Origin of the sequence: Burkholderia gladioli (assembly GCF_000959725.1) — a bacterium.
Classification (GTDB): Bacteria; Pseudomonadota; Gammaproteobacteria; order Burkholderiales; family Burkholderiaceae; genus Burkholderia; species Burkholderia gladioli.
Genome location: NZ_CP009322.1, coordinates 1,656,457 through 1,680,041 on the forward strand (window position 1 = coordinate 1,656,457; position 23,585 = coordinate 1,680,041).

19 protein-coding genes and 1 pseudogene are annotated in these 23,585 nt (G+C 67.3%); 6 read left to right on the top strand and 14 right to left on the bottom strand.

What is annotated here, in order from left to right:
- Window positions 1–104 precede the first annotated feature (104 nt).
- Window positions 105–544 (top strand): annotated as a pseudogene (locus BM43_RS40230) (IS6 family transposase); the annotation flags it as partial.
- 265 nt (window positions 545–809) lie between these two features.
- Here BM43_RS40230 and galU read toward each other — a convergent pair.
- From galU to BM43_RS07620, 13 genes are all read right to left on the bottom strand, one after another.
- Window positions 810–1,703 carry a UTP--glucose-1-phosphate uridylyltransferase GalU gene (galU, locus tag BM43_RS07560; RefSeq protein ID WP_036056028.1) on the bottom strand — a complete coding sequence of 298 codons (894 nt, stop codon included), beginning with the start codon at window positions 1,701–1,703 and terminating at the stop codon, window positions 810–812.
- 88 nt (window positions 1,704–1,791) lie between these two features.
- Complete coding sequence (gene wbaP / locus BM43_RS07565) at window positions 1,792–3,195, bottom strand: undecaprenyl-phosphate galactose phosphotransferase WbaP (protein ID WP_461610082.1); 1,404 nt, start codon at window positions 3,193–3,195, stop codon at window positions 1,792–1,794.
- A 253-nt stretch (window positions 3,196–3,448) separates the two neighbouring features.
- Window positions 3,449–4,336, bottom strand: coding sequence for a glucose-1-phosphate thymidylyltransferase RfbA (gene rfbA, locus BM43_RS07570; protein WP_036056026.1), 888 nt, complete (start codon window positions 4,334–4,336; stop codon window positions 3,449–3,451).
- Window positions 4,337–4,450: 114 nt separating this feature from the next.
- Window positions 4,451–5,431 carry a glycosyltransferase family 2 protein gene (locus BM43_RS07575; RefSeq protein ID WP_063769157.1) on the bottom strand — a complete coding sequence of 327 codons (981 nt, stop codon included), beginning with the start codon at window positions 5,429–5,431 and terminating at the stop codon, window positions 4,451–4,453.
- Window positions 5,428–6,582, bottom strand: coding sequence for an NAD-dependent epimerase/dehydratase family protein (locus BM43_RS07580; protein WP_036056024.1), 1,155 nt, complete (start codon window positions 6,580–6,582; stop codon window positions 5,428–5,430). The genes BM43_RS07575 and BM43_RS07580 overlap by 4 nt, the downstream gene beginning before the upstream one ends.
- Window positions 6,579–7,223 carry an acyltransferase gene (locus tag BM43_RS07585; protein ID WP_036056023.1) on the bottom strand — a complete coding sequence of 215 codons (645 nt, stop codon included), beginning with the start codon at window positions 7,221–7,223 and terminating at the stop codon, window positions 6,579–6,581. The genes BM43_RS07580 and BM43_RS07585 overlap by 4 nt, the downstream gene beginning before the upstream one ends.
- Complete coding sequence (locus BM43_RS07590) at window positions 7,220–8,212, bottom strand: glycosyltransferase family 2 protein (RefSeq protein WP_036056022.1); 993 nt, start codon at window positions 8,210–8,212, stop codon at window positions 7,220–7,222. The genes BM43_RS07585 and BM43_RS07590 overlap by 4 nt, the downstream gene beginning before the upstream one ends.
- 9 nt (window positions 8,213–8,221) lie before the next feature.
- A complete protein-coding gene (locus tag BM43_RS07595) occupies window positions 8,222–9,709 on the bottom strand; it encodes a lipopolysaccharide biosynthesis protein (RefSeq protein WP_036056021.1) in 1,488 nt (495 codons plus the stop codon).
- Between the two features lie 134 nt (window positions 9,710–9,843).
- Window positions 9,844–10,395 carry a dTDP-4-dehydrorhamnose 3,5-epimerase gene (gene rfbC, locus BM43_RS07600; RefSeq protein WP_036056020.1) on the bottom strand — a complete coding sequence of 184 codons (552 nt, stop codon included), beginning with the start codon at window positions 10,393–10,395 and terminating at the stop codon, window positions 9,844–9,846.
- A 60-nt stretch (window positions 10,396–10,455) separates the two neighbouring features.
- Window positions 10,456–11,517, bottom strand: a complete 1,062-nt coding sequence (gene rfbB / locus BM43_RS07605; RefSeq protein ID WP_036056019.1) for a dTDP-glucose 4,6-dehydratase — start codon at window positions 11,515–11,517, stop codon at window positions 10,456–10,458.
- A 186-nt stretch (window positions 11,518–11,703) separates the two neighbouring features.
- A complete protein-coding gene (locus tag BM43_RS07610; RefSeq protein ID WP_017919577.1) occupies window positions 11,704–14,037 on the bottom strand; it encodes a polysaccharide biosynthesis tyrosine autokinase in 2,334 nt (777 codons plus the stop codon).
- A gap of 79 nt (window positions 14,038–14,116) precedes the next feature.
- Complete coding sequence (locus BM43_RS07615) at window positions 14,117–15,280, bottom strand: polysaccharide biosynthesis/export family protein (protein WP_042285550.1); 1,164 nt, start codon at window positions 15,278–15,280, stop codon at window positions 14,117–14,119.
- Window positions 15,281–15,452: 172 nt separating this feature from the next.
- A complete protein-coding gene (locus tag BM43_RS07620; RefSeq protein WP_036056018.1) occupies window positions 15,453–16,256 on the bottom strand; it encodes a Crp/Fnr family transcriptional regulator in 804 nt (267 codons plus the stop codon).
- 632 nt (window positions 16,257–16,888) lie between these two features.
- Between BM43_RS07620 and BM43_RS07625 the strand changes: the two genes are divergently transcribed.
- From BM43_RS07625 to BM43_RS07640, 4 genes are all read left to right on the top strand, one after another.
- Window positions 16,889–18,142 (top strand): glycosyltransferase family 4 protein, encoded by a 1,254-nt coding sequence (locus tag BM43_RS07625; RefSeq protein WP_036056017.1) that lies wholly within the window; start codon window positions 16,889–16,891, stop codon window positions 18,140–18,142.
- Between the two features lie 156 nt (window positions 18,143–18,298).
- A complete protein-coding gene (locus BM43_RS07630; protein ID WP_080742141.1) occupies window positions 18,299–19,270 on the top strand; it encodes an amino acid--[acyl-carrier-protein] ligase in 972 nt (323 codons plus the stop codon).
- A 77-nt stretch (window positions 19,271–19,347) separates the two neighbouring features.
- Window positions 19,348–19,674 carry an acyl carrier protein gene (locus BM43_RS07635; protein WP_036056016.1) on the top strand — a complete coding sequence of 109 codons (327 nt, stop codon included), beginning with the start codon at window positions 19,348–19,350 and terminating at the stop codon, window positions 19,672–19,674.
- Window positions 19,675–19,676: 2 nt separating this feature from the next.
- Window positions 19,677–20,750 (top strand): acyltransferase family protein, encoded by a 1,074-nt coding sequence (locus BM43_RS07640; RefSeq protein ID WP_036056014.1) that lies wholly within the window; start codon window positions 19,677–19,679, stop codon window positions 20,748–20,750.
- Between the two features lie 184 nt (window positions 20,751–20,934).
- Here the strand turns inward: BM43_RS07640 and BM43_RS07645 are convergent, their stop codons facing one another.
- A complete protein-coding gene (locus BM43_RS07645) occupies window positions 20,935–22,152 on the bottom strand; it encodes a glycosyltransferase family 4 protein (protein ID WP_036056013.1) in 1,218 nt (405 codons plus the stop codon).
- A 233-nt stretch (window positions 22,153–22,385) separates the two neighbouring features.
- Between BM43_RS07645 and BM43_RS07650 the strand changes: the two genes are divergently transcribed.
- A complete protein-coding gene (locus tag BM43_RS07650) occupies window positions 22,386–23,540 on the top strand; it encodes an acyltransferase family protein (protein WP_036056012.1) in 1,155 nt (384 codons plus the stop codon).
- Window positions 23,541–23,585: the final 45 nt, after the last annotated feature.

Consider the following 23,585-nt stretch of genomic DNA (forward strand, 5'->3'; position numbering starts at 1 on the left):
AACAGAAAATGCCTTTCCTGAAAATGATTTAGCTCGTGACAAGGAAACAAAAGCATTCTGTGGGCGCTGTCACCTTGACGGTGCTGGTCGCGTAAGAGGGGCCGATGAAACCAAAATCGCTCTACCACGGCCATCGATTCCCCGCAGCGATCATCAGCCAGGCGGTGCGCTGGTATTTCCGCTTCCAGCTGAGCCTACGCGACATTGAGGAACTGTTATTCGAGCGCGGCGTGAGCGTCAGCCACGAGACGATCCGCCGATGGTGCGACAAATTCGGCGCGACCTTCGCCCGGCGGGTCAAGGCTGCGCGACGAAAGTCGGGCCGCATCTGGCATTAGGACGAAATGTTCGTGAATCTGCGCGGCGAGTCCTGGCTGCTGTGGCGAGCGGTCGACGAACGCGGCACCGAGCTGGGCTGCAGAAGCAGCGTGACAAGGCAGCAGCGAAGCGCTTTTTCCAGCGTGTGCCGCGTTCCTTTCCGGCGCCGCGCAAGATCGTCACCGACCCGTTACGCAGCTACCCGGCTGCCAAGGCTGACATGCCGCATGAAACAGGCCGGTCACGCTCGCCCCCTCGTGAACATACTCCGCTAACGTGACAGCGCCATGCCGTGGCCGCCGTTCATCCCGATGTTGCTCGCGTCGCCATAGACGCCGATCCGTCTCATGCCGTATCTCTATCCGTTCAGTTTGCCGTGGCAAGGACGCGCATATAGTACAGCCTGCCCGGCGACGGCGGCCGGATCGGGCCTGGAATCGAGTTCGGATCGGCTTCGAACGAGGGCGCCGCAGCGCGTGGCGGCGCCCGCCTCAGGACGCCACGGCGACGGCCCGGGCCTGCAGGAAGCGTTGCAGATAGGCCTCGAAATCCGCCTGCACCTCGGGATGGCGCAGTGCGAATTCCACGGTGGCCTTCAGATAGCCGAGCTTGCTGCCGCAATCGAAGCGCTCGCCGGCATAGCGGTAGGCCAGCACCTGCTCCTCGGCCAGCAGCGATTGCAGCGCGTCGGTCAGCTGCAGTTCGCCGCCGGCGCCGGGCCGTAGCGCGCGGATATGCTCGAAGATGGTGGGCATCAGCACATAGCGGCCCACCACGCCGAAATTCGACGGCGCGTCGGCCGGCGCGGGCTTTTCGACGATGCCCGACAGCTTGATCACGTTGTCGCCCCACAGGCGCCCGTCCACCACGCCATACGAGGCGCTTTGCGCCCGCTCGATGGTTTCGACGCCCACCACCGAGCTGTGATAGTGGTTGAACACGCCCACCAGTTGCTTGGTTACGGGCTGCGGGGCATACAGCAGATCGTCGGCGAGGATCACCGCGAACGGGCTGTCGCCCACCAGCTTCTCGGCGCACAGCACCGCGTGGCCGAGGCCCAGCGCCGTGGCCTGGCGCACGTAGAAGCAATCCACGTTGGCCGGCTTGATATTGCGCACCATGTCCAGCAGTTGGGTCTTGTTGCGCGCCTCCAGCTCGGCCTCGATTTCATATGACTTGTCGAAATGATCCTCGATGGCGCGCTTGCCGCGCCCGGTCACGAAGATCAGCTCGGTGATGCCCGCCTCGATCGCCTCCTCCACCGCGTACTGGATCAGCGGCTTGTCGACGATCGGCAGCATTTCCTTCGGGCTGGCCTTGGTGGCCGGCAGGAAGCGCGTGCCGAGACCGGCCACGGGAAACACGGCTTTGGTGACTTCCAGCATGGCAGGCATGTCCTCGGATTCCTGGGTGACGACGTTTTGGGGTTCCCGCAAGCCCGTTGCAGGCATTTTGCGGGCGTCATGCAAGCGGCTAATAGGCGCCGTCGCGGTGCAGCACCACGCCGATGGTCTTGAACAGGATGGAGATGTCGCTGCGCAGCGACCAGTTGCGCACGTACCAGGCGTCGAGAAACACGCGCCGCGCGTAATCGGTGTCGTTGCGCCCGCTCACCTGCCAGAGGCCGGTCATGCCGGGCTTGGCCAGCAGGTAATAGGCGGCGTCGTCGCCATAGCGCTCGATCTCCTTCTCCACCACCGGGCGCGGGCCCACCAGGCTCATCTCGCCGCGCAGCACGTTCCACAATTGCGGCAGCTCATCGAGGCTGGTCTTGCGCAGCAGCGCGCCGATCCGCGTCACGCGCACGTCGTGCTTGAGCTTGAAGTCGCGCTCCCATTCGGCGCGGGCGGCCGGATCGCGTTCGAGCAGCGCCTTGAGCACGGCGTCGGCATCGAGCACCATCGAGCGGAACTTGTAGCACTTGAACTTGCGGCCGTTCTGGCCGATTCGCGTGTGGCCGAAGAAGGCCGAGCCGCCGTCCTTCGCCACAAGCAGCGTGAGCAGCGCGAACACCGGCAGCAGCATCAGCATCAGAAAGCCGCCGGCGGCCACGTCGAAGATCCGCTTCAGCACCTTGGCGGAAAAGCGCGTGAGGTTGTTCTGCACGCGCAGCATCATCACCTCGTGGCCGAAGAAATACGACACGTCGGTGCCGCACAGCGGCACGCCACGCATCGGCGCCATCACCGTCACCTCGCGTATCCCGCTCTTGCTCAGATCGCGCACCCAGGCGTTACGCAGCTCGCGGTCGTCGGGCTCCAGCGCGATCACCACCTGGGCGCCGGGCAAGGCCCGCAGCGTGTCGGCGGACAGCCCGCGCAGCACCGGCACCTGGCCCACGAACTTGGCGTCGGCGCGCGCATCGGGTGCCACATAGGCCACCACGTCGGCGCCCAGATAGAGCTGGCCGGACATCATGCGGGCCGCCTCCAGCGCCGACTCGCCGCAGCCCACGATCAGCGTGGGCCGCTTCCACAGATGCGCCATATCGAGGATTTTCTTGGTGAGCAGGCGCAGGCTCGGCACCAGCACGAACGCGCCGCTCCAGGTCAGCGCCCACCAGCCGCGCGAGAACATGCCCTTGGTGAGCGTGGTGAGCGCCAGATGCGCCACGGCCAGCACCACCAGCGCCTCGAACACCTCGCGCAGCTCGCGCCAGAACGGCCGGCGCACGCCGTAATGGCGCACCCGCAGCCAGAACCAGATGGTGCCGGCGCAGGCCAGCAGCATGTACACCACCATCGGCTGCTGGCTGACGGTCTTCCAGATGCTCAGTTGCGGTGCGCTCGCGAAAGTGCCGAGAAAATGCGTGGTGATCAGCAGGGCGAGCGCGAAGCCCAGCACGTCCGAGGATGCGAGCGCCACCTTGATCGTCAGGGCCGGGAACGGGCGCAGCTCGACTTGCCGCGCTGACAGGCTGTCAATACCGATGGTTGAGCTCACTTTGGCTTACCTCGCAGGGATGGGTGCCGCTGGTTGAAACTCTTCGCCGATCGGCTTGCTTCGCATAACGAATCGATCGGACCGTTGAGGGAGATGCTAGGGTCAACCCGATCCCGATTCGGTACGGCGTCGCACAAAACGCCGTGCCCGATCGCGAGGCGCCGAGCCGGGCTGCGCGATCAGCCGATCACGCGATGCCGTCCTCGATCAGGTTGAACAGGTACTGGCCGTAGGCGTTCTTCTTCAGCGGCGTGGCGAGCCGCTCCAGCTGCGCCGCGTCGATCCACTGGCGGCGATAGGCCACCTCCTCCGGGCACGCCACCATCAGGCCCTGGCGCTTTTGCAGCGTGGCCACGAAATTGGCGGCCTCGGTGAGCGAATCGTGGGTACCGGTGTCGAACCACGCATAGCCGCGCCCCATGATCTCGACATGCAGGCGCTGGCGTTCGAGATAGCGGCGATTCACGTCGGTGATCTCCAGCTCGCCGCGCGCGGACGGACGGATATCGGCGGCGATGTCGCACACCTGGTCGTCGTAGAAATACAGGCCGGTGATCGCATAGTTCGAGCGCGGCGCGAGCGGCTTTTCCTCGATCGACACGGCATTGAAATGCGGGTCGAACTCCACCACGCCATAGCGCTCGGGATCGCGGACGTGATAGGCGAACACGGTGGCGCCCTCGGCATGGCGGTCGGCCAGTTCGAGCTGGGCCACCTGGTCGTGGCCGTAGAAGATGTTGTCGCCGAGTATCAGCGCCGACGGGCCGCCAGCTACGAACTCGCGGCCGATGATGAAGGCCTGCGCGAGGCCGTCGGGCGACGGCTGCTCGGCATACTGGATGTTCATGCCCCAGCGGCTGCCGTCGCCGAGCAGCGCGACGAAGCACGGCAGATCGCGCGGCGTGGAGATCAGCAGCACGTCGCGAATGCCGGCCACCATCAGCGTGCACAGCGGGTAGTAGATCATCGGCTTGTCGTAGACGGGCAGGATCTGCTTGGAGACCGCGTGCGTGATCGGATACAGGCGCGTGCCCGATCCGCCTGCGAGGATGATGCCCTTGCGTGTGTGGTGCATATGGGTCCGCCTGCGGGATTGCGTGGGTAGGAAGCCGGCATGGATCGCGCAGGCCGTCGAGTCGGCCACCTCGTCGCGCCGGCGCGCCGGCACGGCGCCGGGCGACGCGCCAGCTCAGGAGGCGGCCGAGCCCTGGCCGCCGCCGGTGCCGGCTTCCGCGCCGGGCGCGTGGCGCAGCCGCAGGCCCTCGCTGATGCCGCGCAGCACGCTGCGCCGGCCGGCCGCCGTGAAGCGCACGCACTTGGCCAGCATGGCCGCCACCGAATAGGCCTGGGCCAGCTGCGCATAAGGAAAGCCCAGGTTCTTGCGGCTGAAATACAAGCGGTTGCGCGTGCAATAGAACAGGCTGAACGGGCTTTCGCCGCCGCCGGTGGAAAAGCTCACCTTGTGCGCGACGCGCGAGGCCGGCACGTACCACGGATGGATGCCGGCGCGATTCATGCGCCACACGAAATCGGTGTCGTCGTAATAGACGAAGTAGTTCTCGTCCATCATGCCCACCCGCGCGAACACGCTGCGATGCAGCGCCATGAAGCAGGTGGGCGCGTATTCGGCGGCGCCGGGCGCATCGAACTGGCCCAGATCCTCGCAGCCGTCGCCGCGATGGGTGGTGATAGCCTTCATGCGCGAGATCGTGCCGCCCGCGCACCAGATCCGATTGGTGCCGTGATAGAGGATCTTCGGAAACGTGACGATCGGCACGGGGCTCGCCGCGATCGGCGCGATCAGGTTGGCGATCGTATCGGGCCCGTCGAACGCCACGTCGTTGTTGGCCAGCAGCACGTAATCGCAGCCCTGCGCGAGCGCGAGCCGGATGCCCTGGTTGTTGCCGCGCGCCACGCCCAGGTTGGCGTCGTTGAACACCACCTGCGCGTCGAGCCCGGCCGCCTCGGCCAACTGCCGCGACATCAGGCTGCCGCTGTCGGTGGCGCTGTTATCGATCACATAGAGCCGCAGCACCACGCCCGCCTGCGCCGCAAGGCTCGCGAAGAAATCCGCCAGCACGTCGTCGGACTGATACAGCACGGTCACCACGCCCACCCGCGGCTTCACGCGTGCCTCGCCCATCGCCGTGTCCTGCGCGTGCGCGTTCATGCCGCGACCCGGCTGGCCTGGTACAGGCCGCGCGCCTGCATCTCCACGATGCTCAGCTCGTAGTTGTCGGGCTTGACCTCCTGTTCCTCCACCCAGGCGGCGAAGCGTGCGATGCCCTGCTCGAAGCTCACCTTGGGCTCGAAGCCGAGCCATTCGCGCGCGCGCGTGAGGTCGGCGTAGTTGTGGCGGATGTCGCCCAGGCGAAACGCGCCGGTCACGTTGATCGGCACCGCGCTGCGATACAGCGCGCCAAGCCGCTCGGCCACCTCGATCACGGCCGTGCGCTGCCCGGAGCCGATGCCGAACACGCGGCCGCTCGCCTCGGGGCGCATCAGCGCGGCCTCGGTGGCGTCCACCACGTCGTCGATATAGACGAAGTCGCGGCTTTCGAGGCCGTCCTCGAACACGTTGATCTCGTTGCCATTCTTGATGCGGGTGGAGAAGATCGACAGGATGCCCGTGTACGGATTCGACAGCGACTGGCCCGGCCCGTACACGTTCTGGTAGCGCAGCGCGGAGGCGCCGATGCCGATCGAGCGGCACACCGTCATCACCATCAGCTCCTGGTCGTATTTGGTGATGCCGTATACGGAGGACGGATGGATCTTCGATTCCTCGTCGGTGGGCAGGCATTGCAGCGGCTCGCCCGACACCGGGCACAGGTAATCGAAGCGGCCGGCCAGCAGGTCGGCCTCGCTGCGCGCGTCCGGATACACGATGCCGAGCGCCGGCGAGCGATACTTGCCCTCGCCGTAAATGGCCCGCGAGGAGGCCACCACCATCTTGCGCACGGTGTTGTTGCGGTTCTTGACCAGGATGTCGAGGATCAGCCCGCAGCCGCCCACGTTCACGTCCACGTAATGCTCGACCTCGTACATCGACTGGCCGGTGCCGGTCTCGGCCGCCAGATGCACGATCGCGTCCTGGCCGCTCATCGCGCGCTCCAGGGTGGCGCGGTCGCACACCGAGCCCTCGATCATGCGCACCGAGCCGCCGAGCGAACGCAGCAGCGCGGAATCCTGGTAGGGATCGGCGCCGTGGATCTGCTGGGCGAGATTGTCGAGCACGGTCACCGTCGCGTTCTGCGCGACCAGCTTCCTGGCGAGATGCGAGCCGATGAAACCGGCGCCGCCGGTGATGAGGATCTTCATGATGTGCAGTGCTCCCAGGTTTGCGTGTTGCGGTTGTAACGCCGGATCATGCGTGCCGGATTGCCCGCCACCACGCAGTAGTCGGGCACGTCGCTCGTGACGACGGAATGGCTGCCCACCACCGCGTGGCGCCCGATCACCACGTTCGGCAGGATGATCGAATTGAAGCCGATGAAGCTGCCCGCGCCGATCACCACGCGGTTGCCGCGCATGCGCAGGCGCATGCCGATGCGCACCGGGTCGAGCACGTCCTCATACGGATGCTCGACATCCACGATCGCGCAGTTGCCGGTGATCGTGACGCCGTCCTGAATATCGATCGAGGAGCCGCACACGATATGCACGTTCTGCTCGATATTCACGTCGCTGCCGATCGCGAGCCGCGGCGGGCGCAGCGCATCGCCCACCACCAGCTCGATGCGCGCGCCGGCGCGGATCAGCACGCGCTCGCCGAGCGCGGCGTGCTGCACGTTGGCCAGCAGATACGGCGGGAAGATCACGCTGCCCTCGCCCACCCGGCCGAACACGCGCGCATACCAGAGCCGCGTCTTCAGGCCGAAATAGGCGTGCCGCAGCGCATTGGTCCGATCGATCCAGCCCATCTCGGCCAGTTGCGCGAGGCGGCGCGGCAGCACGCTCATGCGCGCACCGTGGGGCGACCGGCCAGCTGCTTGGCCGTGACATAGAGCGAGCGCAGCAGCCGCGGCGAACGGCGCAGCGCATGCAGCACGCGCTGCTTGACGCCCACCTCGGCGAAGCCGGCGCTGCGGCTGATGCAATGCTCGAACTGCTCGTAGAGCCCGCTTTCCAGATAGAGGATCGCCGAGCGCAGCAGCACGCCCGCCCGGCCCCGATCCACCACCTCGCGCTTCATGCCCAGCGCCTCGGCCAGGTTGCAGGTGCGCATCAGATCCTCGATATTGGTGGCGTGGCGCTCGGGGTTCAGGATCACGGTGGAGGTGAAGCCCTTCGGATTGACGCGATACACGCCCAGCTCCTGGTCCAGATAGGCGGCGCGGCTGCCGTGCAGGCATTGCACGAGGTTGGCCACGTCGGCCACCACCTTGAGGTCGAGATCCACGGGATGGCGGCGCCGCAAGGCCGCGCGAAACATCACCGAGCTGTTGAGAAAGAACGGCCCGTGCTCGATCAGGAATTCGGCGTCGAACACCGGCGGCTTGACGCGCGCCAGCGCGAACGCCACCGGCGCCCCGCTCACGGCGTCGACGGTGCGCATGCGGTGCGCCACCATGCCGAATTCGGGCTGGGTCTCCAGCACCTCGAGCTGGCGCGCGAGCTTGCCCGGCAGCATCATGTCGTCGCCGTCGACGGTGGCGATATATTCGCCGCGCGCCAGCGCCAGGGTATCGGCCAGGTTGCGCGAATAGCCGACATTGCGCGCGTGCGCGGCCACCCGGATCACATCGGGATGGCGGGCGCGAAATGCCTCGATCACGCCCGGCGAGCCGTCGCTGGAGCCGTCGTCGCCGATCACGATCTCGAACGGCACGCCCACGCGCTGGCTCAGGATGCTGTCCAGGCACGGGCCGATATAGCGTTCGAGGTTGTAGCAGAGCACGACGACGGAGATCACCGGATTCACGTCCGGATCGAGTTCGGCGGGATTCATTCGCGGCCCTCAGTTGACGGCGAAGCGCCTGGCCAGCGCCATCGCCTTGCGTTGGGAAATGGGCGACACCACGATCATCGCGGCCACCATCAGCAGCCACATGCAGCCGAGCACCGGCAGCAGCACGAGGCGCTCGACGGGCGGCGGCGCCGCGTAATGGAAGGCGGCGCCCAGCACCGCCACCACCAGCACGCGCGCGGCCAGGCCGCGATACCAGACGCCGTTGATGCCCGGCAGGAAGCGGCGATGCACGATGCCCACCCACACGCACAGCTGCACCAGGTTGATGGCCAGCCAGGTATAGGCCGCGCCGAGCGCGCCGTAATGGATCGCGCCCACCAGCACCGCGGGCACCAGGATCGCCACGAAGCCCAGGTTGCCCTTGATGTGCAGCGAGAGATCGCCGTCGGCGTACTGGATCAGGAAGGACAGCCCGGCGATGGCCGAGCAGGCGTTGCCGAGCGCATAGCATTGCAGGATGCGCAGCGCGTCGGGATTCATCGGCAGGCTGCTGGACCACAGCCGAAACACCAGATCGGGCACGCTTGCGAACAGCAGCGCCACCGGGATCACCACGATCATCATGATCTCGCTGGCCAGGAAGTAGCTCGATTTCAGCGCGTTGACATTGCGCGCGCTGTCGGCCGTGAAGCGCGGCGTGAACGATTGCTGCACCGGGTTGGCCAGCAGCAGGATGCCGCTCGCCAGCAGCGTGGCCATGCTGAACACGCCGAACGCGGACAGCGGCAGCAGCTTGGACAGGATGATCTTGTCGGCCTGGGTGGAGGTGGCCCACATCAGCGCCGAGAACGCGATCGACAGCGACAGCCGCGCCCGCGCGGCCAGCACCTCGCGCGAGAAGGTGCGCGACAGCACCGGCGCGCCGATCGCGCGGCCCAGCAGCACGCGCATGGTGATCGCCTCGCCGAGGATCGCGCCCAGCTGCCAGAGGAAGAACACGTCCACGCGCGGCCAGATCGTGATCAGCGGCACCACCAGCACGGCGCGGATCACGGCGAAGATCACGATCACCGTGTTGAGCGTGGCCTGGCGATCGATGCCCACCATCCCGCCGCGATAGAGCGAGGACAGCCAGCGCGCCGACACGGTCAGCACCATCAGCACGAAGGCCAGCTCGATGTCGTGGGTGGGCAGCGATTTCGCGTTGAGCCAGCCGGTGGCGAAGAACGGTGCGGCGAAGCCCGACAGCACGATCAGCACCAGGCAGATGGCCGAGACGAACTTTTCGAGCGATTGCAGCAGTACCCGCACCTCGCGATGGGCCGCCTCGCCGTTGGCGCGCGCGAGTTCGCGGCACAGGGTGGGCGACAGGCCCAGGTCCAGCAACTGCACCCAGGCCAGGAGCACCGCGTTGAAAGCGATCAGCCCGTATGCCTCCACGCCGAGATGATGCACGTACACCGGCACCATGATCATGCCGAGCACGACCGTCGCAATCTGACCCGCATAGTTGGCAATTAGGCTGCGCTTGAGCATCGTGTTGGGCGATAGAAGTCGGAGGAAGGATCGGCTCGGCATGCTGCACCGCACGCTGCGAAGCCAGGGTAGTGAGGGAAAATCGGCGGGAATGTGCGGGCTCGCACACTGCCCGCCGCTTCGCCGCGCGCGCTTCAGGGGTAGCACTCGGCCTCGAACAGCGGCTTGCCCTCGGCGTCCTTGGAGGCCAGCAGCGGCGCCTGCTCGATCGGCCAGTCGATCTTGATCATCGGGTCGCTCCACAGCAGGCTGCGCTCGTATTCGGGAAACCAGTAATCGGTCACCTTGTAGACGAACTCGGCCGACACCGACAGCACCACGAAGCCGTGCGCGAAGCCGGGCGGAATCCACAGCTGGCGGTAGTTCTTCGCGCTGAGCCTGACCCCGGCCCACTTGCCGAAGTTCGGCGAACTCAGGCGAAGATCCACCGCCACGTCGAACACCTCGCCCGCCACCACCCGCACCAGCTTGCCCTGCGGACGCACGATCTGGTAATGGAGGCCGCGCAGCACGCCGCGCATCGAGCGCGAATGGTTGTCCTGCACGAACTCGAAGCCCTGCGCCACGCTTTCCTCGAATTCCCGGGCGTTGAAACTCTCGTAGAAGAAGCCGCGTGTGTCGCCGAACACGGCCGGCTCGATGATCTTCACTTCGGGCAGCGCGGTGGCTGTCACTTGGATGGCCATGTCGGCGTGCTCCCTGTCGCGGCGTCGATCGGGCTTCTGGGGCGCACGGCCGGGCGCAGATCACGCCTGCTTCGCATACGCGTCCACCTCCCATTTCTGATATTCGCCGCAGGCCACTTCATTGACCCAGCGCTGGTGGTCGAGATACCAGCGCACCGTTTTCTCCAGGCCGGTCTCGAAGCTCTCGGTGGGCATCCAGCCCAGCTCGGTCTGCATCCGGGTGGCGTCGATCGCATAGCGGCGGTCGTGGCCGGGCCGATCGGACACCATGCGGATCTGCTCGCGATAGGAGCCGGCGCGCCTGGGCTGGAAGCGGTCGAGCAGGTCGCACAAGGCGCCCACCACGTCGAGGTTGGTCAGCTCGTTGCGCCCGCCGATGTTGTAGGCCCGGCCCGGCACGCCGCCGGCCAGCACCTGGCGCAGGGCGCTGCAATGGTCGCCCACGTAGAGCCAGTCGCGCACGTTCTGGCCGTCGCCGTAGATCGGCAGGCTGTTGCCTTCGAGCGCGCAGCGGATCATCAGCGGGATCAGCTTTTCCGGAAACTGGAACGGCCCGTAGTTGTTCGAGCAATGGGTGGTGAGCGTCGGCAGCCCGAAGGTGTGATGCCAGGCGCGCACCAGGTGATCGGAGGCGGCCTTGGTGGCCGAATACGGGCTGTTGGGCGCATACGGCGACTGCTCGGAGAACGGCGCGTCGTGCGGCCCGAGCGAGCCGAACACCTCGTCGGTGGAGACGTGCAGGAAGCGGAACGCCCGCTTCTCGGCGGTGCCCAGGCCGAGCCAGTAGCGATGCGCGGCCTGCAACAGCGTGAAGGTGCCCACCACGTTGGACTGGATGAACTCGGCCGGCATCCGGATCGAGCGGTCCACATGGCTTTCGGCGGCGAAATGCACGATCGCGCGCGGCCTGTGCTTCTCGAAGACATGATCCATGGCGACGCGATTGCAGATGTCGGCCTCCACGAAACCGTATTGCGACCGCGCCTGCAACAGGTGCAAGGTGCTCCGGCTGCCCGCGTAGGTCAGCTTGTCGACATTGACCACCGGCTCGGCCTCGCGGCTCGCCCAGTCGAGCACGAAATTCGCGCCGATGAAACCCGCACCACCCGTCACTACGATCATGACCGCTCCTCGTCCGTTGGCGCCGGCGCGCAAGACATGCGCGCACCGGCAAATTCCATCCATGCCGGCGGCGCATCCGTGCGGCCGGCCTTCGCTTGCCCTTCCCTGTTTCGACGTGCCAGGGCATTGAAACGCGTTGCACCGCATCAATCGGTGCGATCACACACATAGGCGGGCGCGCGCGTGCTATGCCACCGCGGAGCTGTGATTCAGATAGGCGGACGAATAGCCGTAGCCGAGCCGTTCGCTGCGCCGCAGCGGCACCGCGTTGAAGATCGCGCCCACCGTCCAGGCGCCGGCGCGATCGAGCTTGGTGATGGTTTCCTCGATCTCGTCCTCGGTATGCATGCCCGAGCGCAGCACCAGCACGGTCTTGCCGCCGCCGTGCGAGACGATCGCGGCGTCGCTCACGGCCAGCAGCGGCGGCGTGTCGATGATCACCAGGTCGAAGCGCTGCTTGAATTCGTCGAGCAGGCGCCGGAACGCCGGCATCATCAGCAGCTCGGACGGATTGCCCGGATAGCGGCCGCAGGAGATCAGCGACAGGCCCGGCACGCCGGCCGGCTGGATCGCCTGGTCGATCTCGATGCGCCCGGCCAGCAGCTCGGCCAGGCCGCCCGCGTTCGGCTTGCCGAAGAACGAGGCGAGCCGCCCGCAGCGCATGTCGGCATCCACCAGCAGCACGCGCTTTTGCGTCTCCGCTTCCAGCACGGAGAGGTTGGCGGCCACGAAGCTCTTGCCGGTGTCGGGCGTGGGCCCGGTCAGCACGATCACGCCGTCGTCGGGGCGCGCCTCCTGCTGGAAATGCAGGTGCAGCGCCGTGCGCAGGCCGCGCAGGGCCTCCACCGAGGCGTCGTGCGGAAAGCTGCGCGCGAGCAGGTATTGCGAGCTGGCCGGTTGCAGGCTCTCGGCCGCCGAGCCGGCGCCCGCGGCCGTGCGCGCGCTCGGCAGCAGGGCCGGCCGGCGCTGGAGGCGCGCCTCGGCGGGCTGGAACGCCAGGTTGCGCGGCATGGCCTGGTCGAGCCGCGCCTGCTGGGCGCTGTACAGCACCGAGGCCAGCATCGGCATGCGCAGGCTGCGCTCGATGAATTTCGAATCGGTCACGCCGGTCAAGTAGCGGCTGCGCAGGAATACGAACAAGGTGCCGAGCATCAGGCCGAGGCCCAGGCTGCTGGCCATGATGATCGGCACCGCAGGCGAGACCGGATCGGCCGGGCGCACCGCGTTGTCCACGATATGCACGTCGCCGGTGGTGCTGGCGCGGCGCACCGTCAACTCCTCGGCCTTGTTGACCATCGCGATATAGATCGATTCGGCCACCTTGGCATTGCGGCTCAGGTCGGCATTGGTGCGCTCGGATTCGGGCATGCGCACGAAGCGCGCGTCGAAGCGGGCCTTGGTGGCCGTCAGCTGCGCGAGCTGCTGGTCGATATTGCGCATCGGCGCGCTGTCCGGCGTGAAGTTCTGCGCCATCTGCGTGCGCTGCAGTTGCAGCATCGCGATCTGGCGCTCCACCTCGATCGCCCCTTGCAGGTAGGACTGCGCCTCGGCGGTGGGCTGCAACGAGCCGGTGGACGCCTGATAGCCCATCAGCGAGGCTTCGGCCTGGCGCAGCTCCTCGCGCAGGCGCGGCAGCTCGCGATTGATGAAGTCGAGCGTCTTGCCGTCGTTGGCGCGGCTCTCGGCGATGGTGGCCGCCACATAGCCCTGCGCGATCGCGTTGGCCACGTCGGCCGAGCGGTCGGGGCGGTCGCTGGCGAAGGTGATCTGCACGAGCCCGGTGCCGCTGCCCTTCTCCAGGATCTTGAGCTGCTTCGAGAAGCGTTGCAGCGCGTTCACGCCGTTCCAGGCCGTCACGTCGAATTCGGTGTTCGGCCGCGCATCGAGCCGGCGCACCCGGATCGACACGCCGTCCATCTGCGCCGTCTCGCCTGCCTTGCCGGTCAGCAGCACGGCGCCGCCGGGCGCGATCAGCGCGAACGCGCCGTCGCCGAGCGCGCGCAGCCGCAGCTTGCGGTTTTCCAGCTCGGGCGGCACCTGCATCGCCTCGATATCGATCCGCTCGCCGCCCCAGGCATAGGAATCGAGCCCGAACCAGGGCCGCGACGGCCGGCCCGGCGTGGCGAACTTGCGGGCGATCGCGCCGAGGATCGGCAGCGTATGGGGCGCGGTGGCGATCTCGTAGCCGTATTGATTCACCACCGGATCGAGGATCGAGCGGCTCTGCAACATGCCGATCTCGGCATCGGTGCGCCCGGTGCCCTGCCCCACCACCAGTTGCTGGCCGTCGGCGGCGAAGCCGAGCGCGTTGCGGCCCTGCGCCTCCACCCGGATCATGGCGCTGGCCGAATACACGGGCGAGGCCAGCCACACATAGATGCCGGCCAGTGCCACCACCGCCGCGGTGATGGCCGCGACGGTCCAGGCATGGTCGCGCAGCAGGCGCAGCATGCCGAGCGGGTCGGGCATCTCGTCGGGCAGGCCAACGGAATGCCGGGCGTTCAGGTTCGGAGTGTTCACGTTGATCGTTCCTCCAGGCCGGGATCGATGTCGATTTCGGTGTCGGTTGAATGGGGCTGCGCGGCGCGCGTATCGGGGCTCATCGCGTGGCGGCGTAGAACAGGTACATGCTGGTGACCGTCGGCAGCAATTGCTCCAGCAAGCGGTTGACCTGCGCGATCTGCGCCGTGCCCACGTACACCACGTCGAGCGGCTTCAGGTCGAACTGGGTGGACAGCAGGATCGAATCCACCTGGGTCATGTCGAGCCGGTAGATGCTGGGCCGGGCCGGATCGGCGGCGCTCCTGCGGATCACGAGGATCTGGCGCGGCTGCGCGCTCTGCGGATTGATGCCGTTCGCGGTGGCGATGGCGTCGGCCAGGGTCATGCGCCCCTTGTCCATGAACAGCGTCTGCGGCTTGGCCACCTCGCCGAGCATGAACACGCGGCTCGCGTTGTGATCGGGCACATAGACGATGTCGCCGGTTTCGAGCACCACGTTCTGCGAAACGTCGCCGCGGTCGAGCGTGCGTTGCAGGTCGAGCACATAGGTCTGGCCGCCGCGCGTGAGCTGCACGCGTTGCAAGTCCGCATCGGCGAGCGAGCCGCCCGAGCGGGTGATCGCGTCGAGCACGCTGAGCTTGAGGTCCGTGATCGGCAGCGAGCCCGGGTTCTTCACCTCGCCGGCAAGCTGCACCTGCTGGCTGCGGAACTGGATCACGCGCACCTCGAGCTGCGGCTTGATCGCATAGCCGCCGAGCCGCGACACCAGCATCGCGCTGATCTGCGCGGCCGTCTTGCCGGCCACCTCCACGCGGCCCACGGTGGGGAAATAGATGGTGCCGTCGGCCGCCACGCGCGAGCCGTCGGGCGTGATCAGCACGCCGGGCGAGCCCGGCGCGCCCGCGCCGTTGCCCAGCGCGGCAATGCCGTCGAGCTGCGGCAGCGGCGCGGTGGCGGCCCCCACGCTCAGCTCGGGATGGCCCCATACGGTGATGCCGAGGATATCGCCGCGCCCCACGCGGTAATCGTCGTGCGGCTGGCCGGCCGATTGCGGCGGCAGCGGCATGGCCTCGGCCGTGGCGCGCAGCTGACCGCTGATCACGTTGGCATCGATCGGATGCACCGCATAGGTGGGCGCCGGCGCGCCGTCCTTCGGCGCTTCCTGCATGCGCGACGCATCGAGCGCCGGCCCCGGGGCGTAGGCGCAGCCCGCCACCACCCAGCCCACCAACAGCGCGAATATGCTGCCCTTGTGTCTCATGTTGGTCTTCCCGTAACGATTTGCCATCGAAGGTTGACGAAGCGCCCGATATCGTTAGCACTGCGAATCCGTGATCGCGCTAGGGCGCGGATCGGATCGCGGCGCGATATCGTCGGCGAGGCCGGCGTCGGGTTCGATTCCCTCGGCCAGGTGAATCGATGATCGGCCGGGCTCAGCAGCCGACCGCGTAGACGCGCTGCCCCAGGTAGCTGCCCTGCGATTTGCCGCCGATCTCGGTCACGCGCCGTGTGCCGCCGCCTTCGGCGCCATCCTCGGAGCTGGCGCGCAGCAGGCGCTGGAATTCGCGTCGCACGATGGCATAGCACTCGCAGGCGGAATCCTCCAGGCCGGCGCGATCCACGATGGTGATCTTGCCGCGGCGCTGCGCGATCAGGCCGGCATCCTGCAGCTTGCCGGTGGCCTCGGTCACGCCTTCGCGGCGCACTCCGAGCATCGAGGCGATCAGCTGCTGGGTGACGGCCAGCTCGTCGGTTTCGAGCCGATCCTGGGTGAGCAGCAGCCAGCTGCTGACCTGGCGCACGATGTGATGGCGGCGGTTGCACAGCGAGTTCTGCGCCACCTGGGTCAGCAGCGCCTGGATGTAATGGAGCATCAGCCGGTGCACCAGGCCGTGGCGGTCGAACTCGCGGCGAAACAGCTGCGCGTTCATCGCATAGGCATAGCCGCTGTTGCGCACCTCGATGCGGGTGGGCATGGTGAAGCCGCCGGTGAGCGCCGGCACGCCGATCACCCCCTCGTTGCCCACCGCCGCCACTTCGACCGTGGCGCCGTCGGCCATCAGGAAAATCATCGAGACGATGGCCGAGGTCGGGAAATACATTTTCTTGACTGTTTCGCCGGCGTCGTACAGCAATTGGCCGAAACGCAGCGGAACGAGTTGGAGATGCGGCGCCAGCACGTCGAATTCCGACGCGGGCAAGGACGCGAGCAAATGGTTGGCAGGTTGTGTATTCATGACGTCGGCAGGAGTATTGGCGCTGGATCAACTGAATACCGAAATATTCAGGGACGAAATCGAGTTGCCATGTTGCGATGCAGTGTTCGCGGTGCATCAGGCTCAATTCGGTGCGGCACATCTGCCGACGGCGCCCGGCCGTTGACGGCATTCATACAGCGATAAGCGTGCCAACGCTCACAAGCCATTGTTTTATATGGGTAAATTTTATTTTGTTTTAACCACTCCGGCCGTTTTGGCCGGAAATGTCTCGAAAATGAGCGATTTCCCCCGGACATTTTCGGAACGCGATGCAATGCACAAGATGTTGCATTGCACCCGGCCATCCGCGCACGCATGGTGAGAAAGGACGCCATGCGCTGCGCGTACCCGGCGGATTCGCGAAAAACACGATTCGGCGGCCGGCGGGATTCGTTTCGAAACGCGTCATAACTGATACGCGCCAATCCGGGCGAAGCGCGGCGTTTTATTTTCATTACCGTGCCATGTGCACGAGGATCTTGCGTGCGGCACGAGCTTTGTGCGAATCCGAACCGAACCCGCCCCATGCGCTGCATAGCATCGCCTCACCTGTCGGCGCCGGCCGCACCGCGCCGGGCCGGCGCGCAACGATTCGATACGGAGGTGGCGGGATGAGGGTCGCACTGGTTCACGACTGGCTGGTCACGTACGGCGGCTCCGAGAAGGTGCTGGAACAGATCGCCGAATGCTTTCCGGATGCGGACATCTTCAGTCTCGTCAACTTCATGCCCGGGCACGCGTTCCTGGACAGCCGGCGGGTTTCCACCTCGTTCATCCAGAAGCTGCCGTTCGCGAAGCGCCGCTATCGCGGCTACCTTCCGCTGTTCCCGCTCGCCATCGAGCAATTCGACCTGTCCGGCTACGACCTGGTGGTGTCGAGTTCGCACGCGGTGGCCAAGGGCGTGCTGCTGGGCCCCGACCAGCTGCATGTGAGCTATGTGCACTCGCCGATCCGCTATGCGTGGGATCTCCAGCATCAATACCTGAACGAGAGCGGGCTGGCCAAGGGACCGCGCTCGCTGCTGGCGCGCGCGGTGCTCCATTACCTGCGGATCTGGGACGTGCGCAGCGCCAATGGCGTGGACCGCTTCGTGGTGAATTCGCGCTTCATCGGGCGCCGCGTCGAGCGCGCCTATCGACGCGAATCGGTGGTGGTGCATCCGCCGGTGGACGTCGAGGCGTTCGAGCCGTGCGCGCGCAAGGAGGCGTTCTACGTGACCGTCTCGCGGATGGTGCCGTACAAGCGCATGGACCTGATCGTGGCGGCGTTCGCCGGCATGCCGGAGCGGCGCCTGGTCGTGATCGGCGACGGCCCGGACATGGACAAGGTGCGCGCCCGGGCCGGCCCCAATGTGACGATCCTCGGGCACCAGCCGTTCGCCGTGCTGAAGGATCATCTGCAACGCGCGCGCGCCTTCGTGTTCGCCGCCGAGGAGGATTTCGGCATCTCGGTGGTGGAGGCGCAGGCCTGCGGCACGCCGGTGATCGCGTTCGGCAAGGGCGGCGCGTGCGAGACGGTGATCGACGAAACGCAGCCCCACCCCACCGGCCTGTTCTTCGCGACGCAGACGGTGGAGGCGATCCAGGAGGCGGTGGCGCGCTTCGAGGCCAACCTCGGCCGCTTCTCGCCGGTGAGCTGCCGTCTCAATGCCGAGCGCTTTTCGAAGGCGGAATTTCGTCGTGGCCTGCTCACGGCGATCGTCGACGCCACCGAGGGCCGCGAGCAGGTCGGCGCCATCCGTGCGATTCGCACGGCGCTCACCCAGCTGCAGCGCGCCGATCAGGAAGCCGATCGCGAAGCCGATCGCGAAGCCGATCTTCAGGCCGATGCGCAGGCGGCGCCCGCCGCGCTGAAGATCGGATGATTCGACGCTGCGTGTGCTGTCGCACCGATCGGCCGAGCCGGCCGGTTCAATAGTAGAGCAAATCGTGTGACGAACGCGAAGGCATCCGAGCCGTGGCCGTCACGCGATGTTCCGCCGGGCCCGATGATGTATTTCCCCTTTACCAAGGAGTTCGCGATGTCCAACCTCGCCGGTCTGTCCGAAGCGCCGGATCAGCAACACCAGGCTTTGCAACACGACGACACCCCCTTTCTCACCGAGCTGCTCGATGCCGGGCTGCTGATCTCCACCGGAGTGGACGGCCTGTATGGCCGCAGCGCAGCCTTCGAGGACGTGGTCGAGCGCGTCAACCAGCTGATCGGCCGATGGGGCCAGGGCAAGGACGTGGAGGTGATCCGCTTTCCGCCGGCCATGAACCGCCAGATCCTGGAGGAAGCCGGCTACTGGAAGCACTTTCCCGATCAGATCGGCAGCGTGTTCTGCTTCAGCGGCGACGAGCTGGGCCACCATCGCCTGCTCAAGTGCCTCGACAAACAAGAGGACTGGACCGAGGATCTGAAGCCCACCCGGCTGGCCGTCACGCCGGTGGCCTGCTATCCGCTGTATCCGGTGATGGCCGCACGCGGCCCGCTGCCGGCCGGCGGCCGGGTGGTGGACATCTTCTCGTATTGCTGCCGGCACGAGCCGTCGAAAGACCCGGAGCGCATGCTGATGTTCCGCCAGCGCGAATTCGTGTGCCTGGGCACGCCCGAGCAGGTGCAGGCCTTCCGCGAGGATCTGATGGCCTATGCCCAGGAAGCGATGGCCGCGCTCGGCCTGCCGGTGTCGATCGACCTGGCCAACGATCCGTTCTTCGGCCGCATCGGCAAGGTGATGGCCGACAGCCAGCGCCGGAACGCGCTCAAGTACGAGCTGCTGGTGGCCGGCATCAACCCGGGCAAGCTCACCGCCTGCGGCAGCTTCAATTACCACACCGACCGCTTCAGCGAGCTGTGGAAGATCCACACCGCGAGCGGCGAGATCGCCCACACCGGCTGCTGCGGCTTCGGGCTGGAGCGCCTGTCGCTGGGCCTGTTCCGCCATCACGGCTTCGACACCGCGGCATGGCCGCCCTCGGTGCGCGCCGTGTTGTGGGGCGAGGCCGCCTGAGCCGGAGACCGATTTCCAAGCTGTCCGGGCACCGCCCGAAAAACCACCGCCGCCTTGCCACACCACGGAGACTTGCCATGAAGAACACATTGCGCACCTTGATTGCCGACCTCAAATGCCTCGACGTACCGATCGAGATGCTGACCGACCGCACCGACCTTTACGCGGTGGGCCTGACCTCGCTGAGTTCGGTGCAGATCCTGCTCGAAATGGAGCGTGAATTCGACATCAGCGTGCCGGATTCGATGCTCACCTACGAGCTGTTCGCCAGCATCGACTCGCTGGCCGCGGCGGTGGCCGAGCTGCAGCGGGCCAAGGGGGCGCCGCCCGCGCACGAGGCCGGCGAGACCGACCGCGCCCGAGTGGAAGCGGTGGCCGTGGCCGCTCCCGCCACCGGCCGCTGAGCATGGAGGCGCCCGCCGCCGCCCACGCCCGTGCGCTCGACAATTTCGATGCGATCCGCCTGATCGCCGCGCTCGTCGTGCTGTACGGGCATGCGTATCCACTGACGGGCAGCGAACTGCCGCCGATGTTCGGCAACGAGGTGGCCACCCTGGCCGTGAAGGTGTTCTTCGCGATCAGCGGCTACCTCGTGATCGAAAGCTGGCGGCGCGACCCGTCGCCTAGCCGCTATCTGCAGCGGCGCATGCTGCGCATCTTCCCCGGCCTCGCGGTGGCCGTGCTGTTGAGCACCTTCGTGCTCGGCCCGCTGGTCAGCACGCTGCCGCTCGGCGATTACCTGCGTTCGCCGCTGCTGCCGCGCTATCTGCAGAACATCGTGCTGCGCTCCGCCTCGCTGCTGCCCGGCGTGTTCCACACGCTGCCCTATCCTGACGCGGTGAACGGCTCGCTGTGGACCCTGCCGATCGAATTCGGCATGTATCTGGTCACGCCGCTGCTGGTGCTGCGCGGCGCCGGCCAGAAGCTGCGCATCCTGGCCGGCTGCCTGGCCCTGTGCGCGGCGAGCCTCGTGCTGCTGCGCATCGAGCGGCTCGAACTGGCCGGGCACGGCCGCGCCCTGCTCGACGCGCTCAACGTGGCGCCCTATTTCCTGATCGGCGCGGCCTGGCGCATCGCCGCGCCGGCGCGCCTGTTCAACGTGCAGGCCGCGCTGCTCGCCCTGCCCCTGCCGATGCTGGTGCCCGGCAACGGCGCCGCCTACGAGCTGAGCCTCTATCTGGTGCTGCCCTACGCGATCCTCTCGCTGGCGCAGGCCAAGCCGGCTTGCCTCGGCTGGGCCGGGCGCTTCGGCGATTTCTCGTACGGCGTCTATATCTACGCGTTTCCGGTGCAGCAGACCGTGGCGTTGTGCTTCCACACAGATCGCCATCCGCTGCTGAACGCCGCGCTCTCGATTCCGCCCACTGTGCTGCTGGCGGCGCTGTCCTGGCATGGCGTGGAAAAACGCTTTCTGCATCTCAAGCCGCGCGGATCGTCCACGCGGCGGGAGGCGTCCCGCGCGAAGCCGATCGCCGGTTGAGTGGCGCGGCCGTCGCCCACCTCGAGGAGTGGCCCATGAAACGCCTGATCGATCCGTAGCGCCTGTTCTACGGCATGAACATCCACCCGCAATACAGCGGCGCGCCCTGGTTCAAGACGCCGGCCGAGGTGATCGAGGAACTGGACGAGATCGGCTGCACGGCTTGTGCCCGGCTTGTGCCCGGCTAGAACGGCCGACCCGGGCGCTCCAGCTCATCGAGCACCTCGCGCAGCCGCCGCGCCGACACCTCCCAGCGAAACCGCCGGGCCCGCGCCCGTCCGCTCGCGCGCAATGCGTCCCGCAGCGCCGGGTCGGTCATCATGACGGTGAGTTTTTCGGCGATGTCGTCCACCGAGCGCGCCTCGCAATACATGGCCGCGTCGCCGCACACCTCGGGCAAGGCCGCCTCGCGCGACGCGATCACCGGGCAGCCGCACAGCATCGCCTCCAGCGGCGGCAGGCCGAAGCCCTCGTAGAGCGACGGAAACAGGAAGCAGGCCGCGTGCTCGTAGAGCGCCTTCAGTTCGCCGTCGGACACGAAGCCGGCCGGCACCACATGCGGCGAGAGGGTGTGGCTCGCCTCGTAGCGCGATTTCGCCTTCGCGTTGAACACCCGCAGGTCGCAGCCGCCCACCACCACGAACTGCCAGTCGTGGCCGCCGTCGAGCTGCTCGATCGCCGCCATCACGCGTGCCAGGTTCTTGCCCACCGACAGGCTGCCGACGATCAGCACATAGTTGTCGTGGCGCAGGTTCAGCCGCGACAGCACCCGCATGTCCGACTCGACGCGGCCGAAATGGTCGACGCCGTTCGGCACCACCGAGATCCGCGATGCCGCGATGCCCAGGCGCGCCACGATGCGCTGCTTCGAGAATTCGGAGACGGTCACGATATGGCGGGCCGTGCGCGTCAGCACGGCATAGGCGAGCCGATACCAGAGTCGGTATTTCCACGAATAATTGTCGGGCAGGTCGTAGACGGCCACGTCGTGCACCATCAGCACCTGCCGGCGCGCGAACAGCGGGCCGATATTGCACAGGCTCAGCAGGGTGCGCCCGTCGAGCGCGAACGGCAGGCCCAGTTGCTCCCACACGGCGCCCTTCAAGCGCCGCGCGCGCGGCGTGGCACCCGGAAACGGCGGCGCCTCGCGCGCATTGGCCGGCAGCAGCAGGGCCGGCCCGGCGCCGGCTGGATAGAGCCGCGCGAACGCGAGCGCAAGTTCGTAGCCCACCCTTTGCACGCCGGTCATGCGCTGCGACGCGAATTTCCCGTTGATCGCGAAATCGGCGCCCGCGCCGCGGCCCGGCCTCGCCGCGGCATCGCCGCCGCCGGGCCCGGGCGAGGCCGGGGGGCCGTTCGGGGGCGCGGCGCGCACATGGGTTTCCTTGATCGTCTGGCTCATCGGGCGGGGCTCTCCGTGCGGGTTCGCGGCGACGCGTGTCAGCCCGCAGGGTCTCGCGCCGCGCGCCGCGCGCACCGTGCGATCGCGCACACAGGCGCCGGCCGCCGGCAAGGTGCGATGCCGAACCGAACGATTGCCGCGATGCCGCGAGCATGGGCGGGCTGCATCGAGACGCCGGCCGTGCCGCAAGGCCGTGCGGCACCCGTCCTCGCCTCGCTTCGAACCGGAACCTCATGGCCAGCACCGCCGCTTCCCATCGTCTCGATCATGTCGACGCCATGCGCGCGGTGGCCGTGCTGCTCGTGATGTGGACGCATTACGCCGAGCTGTATGCGCATCTCGCCGGCTCGCAGTTCGCGCTCGACGCCGTGCAGCGCCGCTTCGATTTCGGCCGGATCGGCGTGGTGATCTTCTTCTGCATCAGCGGCATGCTGATTCCGACCAGCTTGCGCGCGGGAACGCCGGGAGCTGCGCGCCGCTTCGTGATCCGGCGCGTGTTCCGGCTCTATCCGGCCTTCTGGCTGTCGCTGCCGATCGGCTATTTCGCCTATTGGGCGCTGTTCGGCAGGCAGATGCCGATGGCCGGCCTGGCGGCCAACCTCACGATGATCCCCACCGCGTTCGGCCGCGAGCCGGTGATGGCCCATTACTGGACGCTCGAAACAGAGCTGTATTTCTACGCGCTGTGCCTCGCGCTGCACACGTTGGGCGGCCTGCACCGGATGCGCGCGCTGTGCCTGGCCTGCCTCGGCCTGTGCGCGGCCTTCGTGGCGGTATCGGCCCTGAAGCTGCTGCCGGCCGACGCGCTCGGCCAATACAAGGGCCTGCCCTATCACCTGGCGATCATGTTCTGGGGCGCGTGCTTTCGCAAGGCATATGACGATCCGTATGCGCGCGTGAGCCTCGGCCGCGTGTCGATCTCGAACCGCACGGCGGTGCTGGCCGTGAGCGCGGTGGTGGCCGGCCTCGCCGTGCTGATGGCCGGCGTGGATCTGCTCCATCGCGACTACGCGCATGTGTCGACCTCGCTCGGCTATCTGTTCGGCCTGGCCGCCTTCGCGCTGCTCGCCACGGTGCTGCGCATCCATGCGCGCGGCTTCGCGCGGCTCGGCGAGATCAGCTATTCGGTGTATCTGCTGCACGGCGTGCCGCTCTATTTTATTTACTGGTTCTGCCGGATGCACGACCTCACCGGCGGCCCGCTCGGCCTGTACATGGCGCTGACCGTGCCGCCGGCGCTCGCGCTCGCCTGGGCCAGCTATCGGCTGGTGGAGACGGCCGGCATTCGCGCCGGCCATGCGCTGAGCCGCGCCGATGCGCGCGCGCGGCCGGGCGTGGCGGCCCGTGCGCCGGGCCCGGGCCTCGATGCCGCGCGCGACGACGCATGAGCGCGCCCGCTCCCCCCTCACCCCGTTTCGCCCCGCCGGAGATGC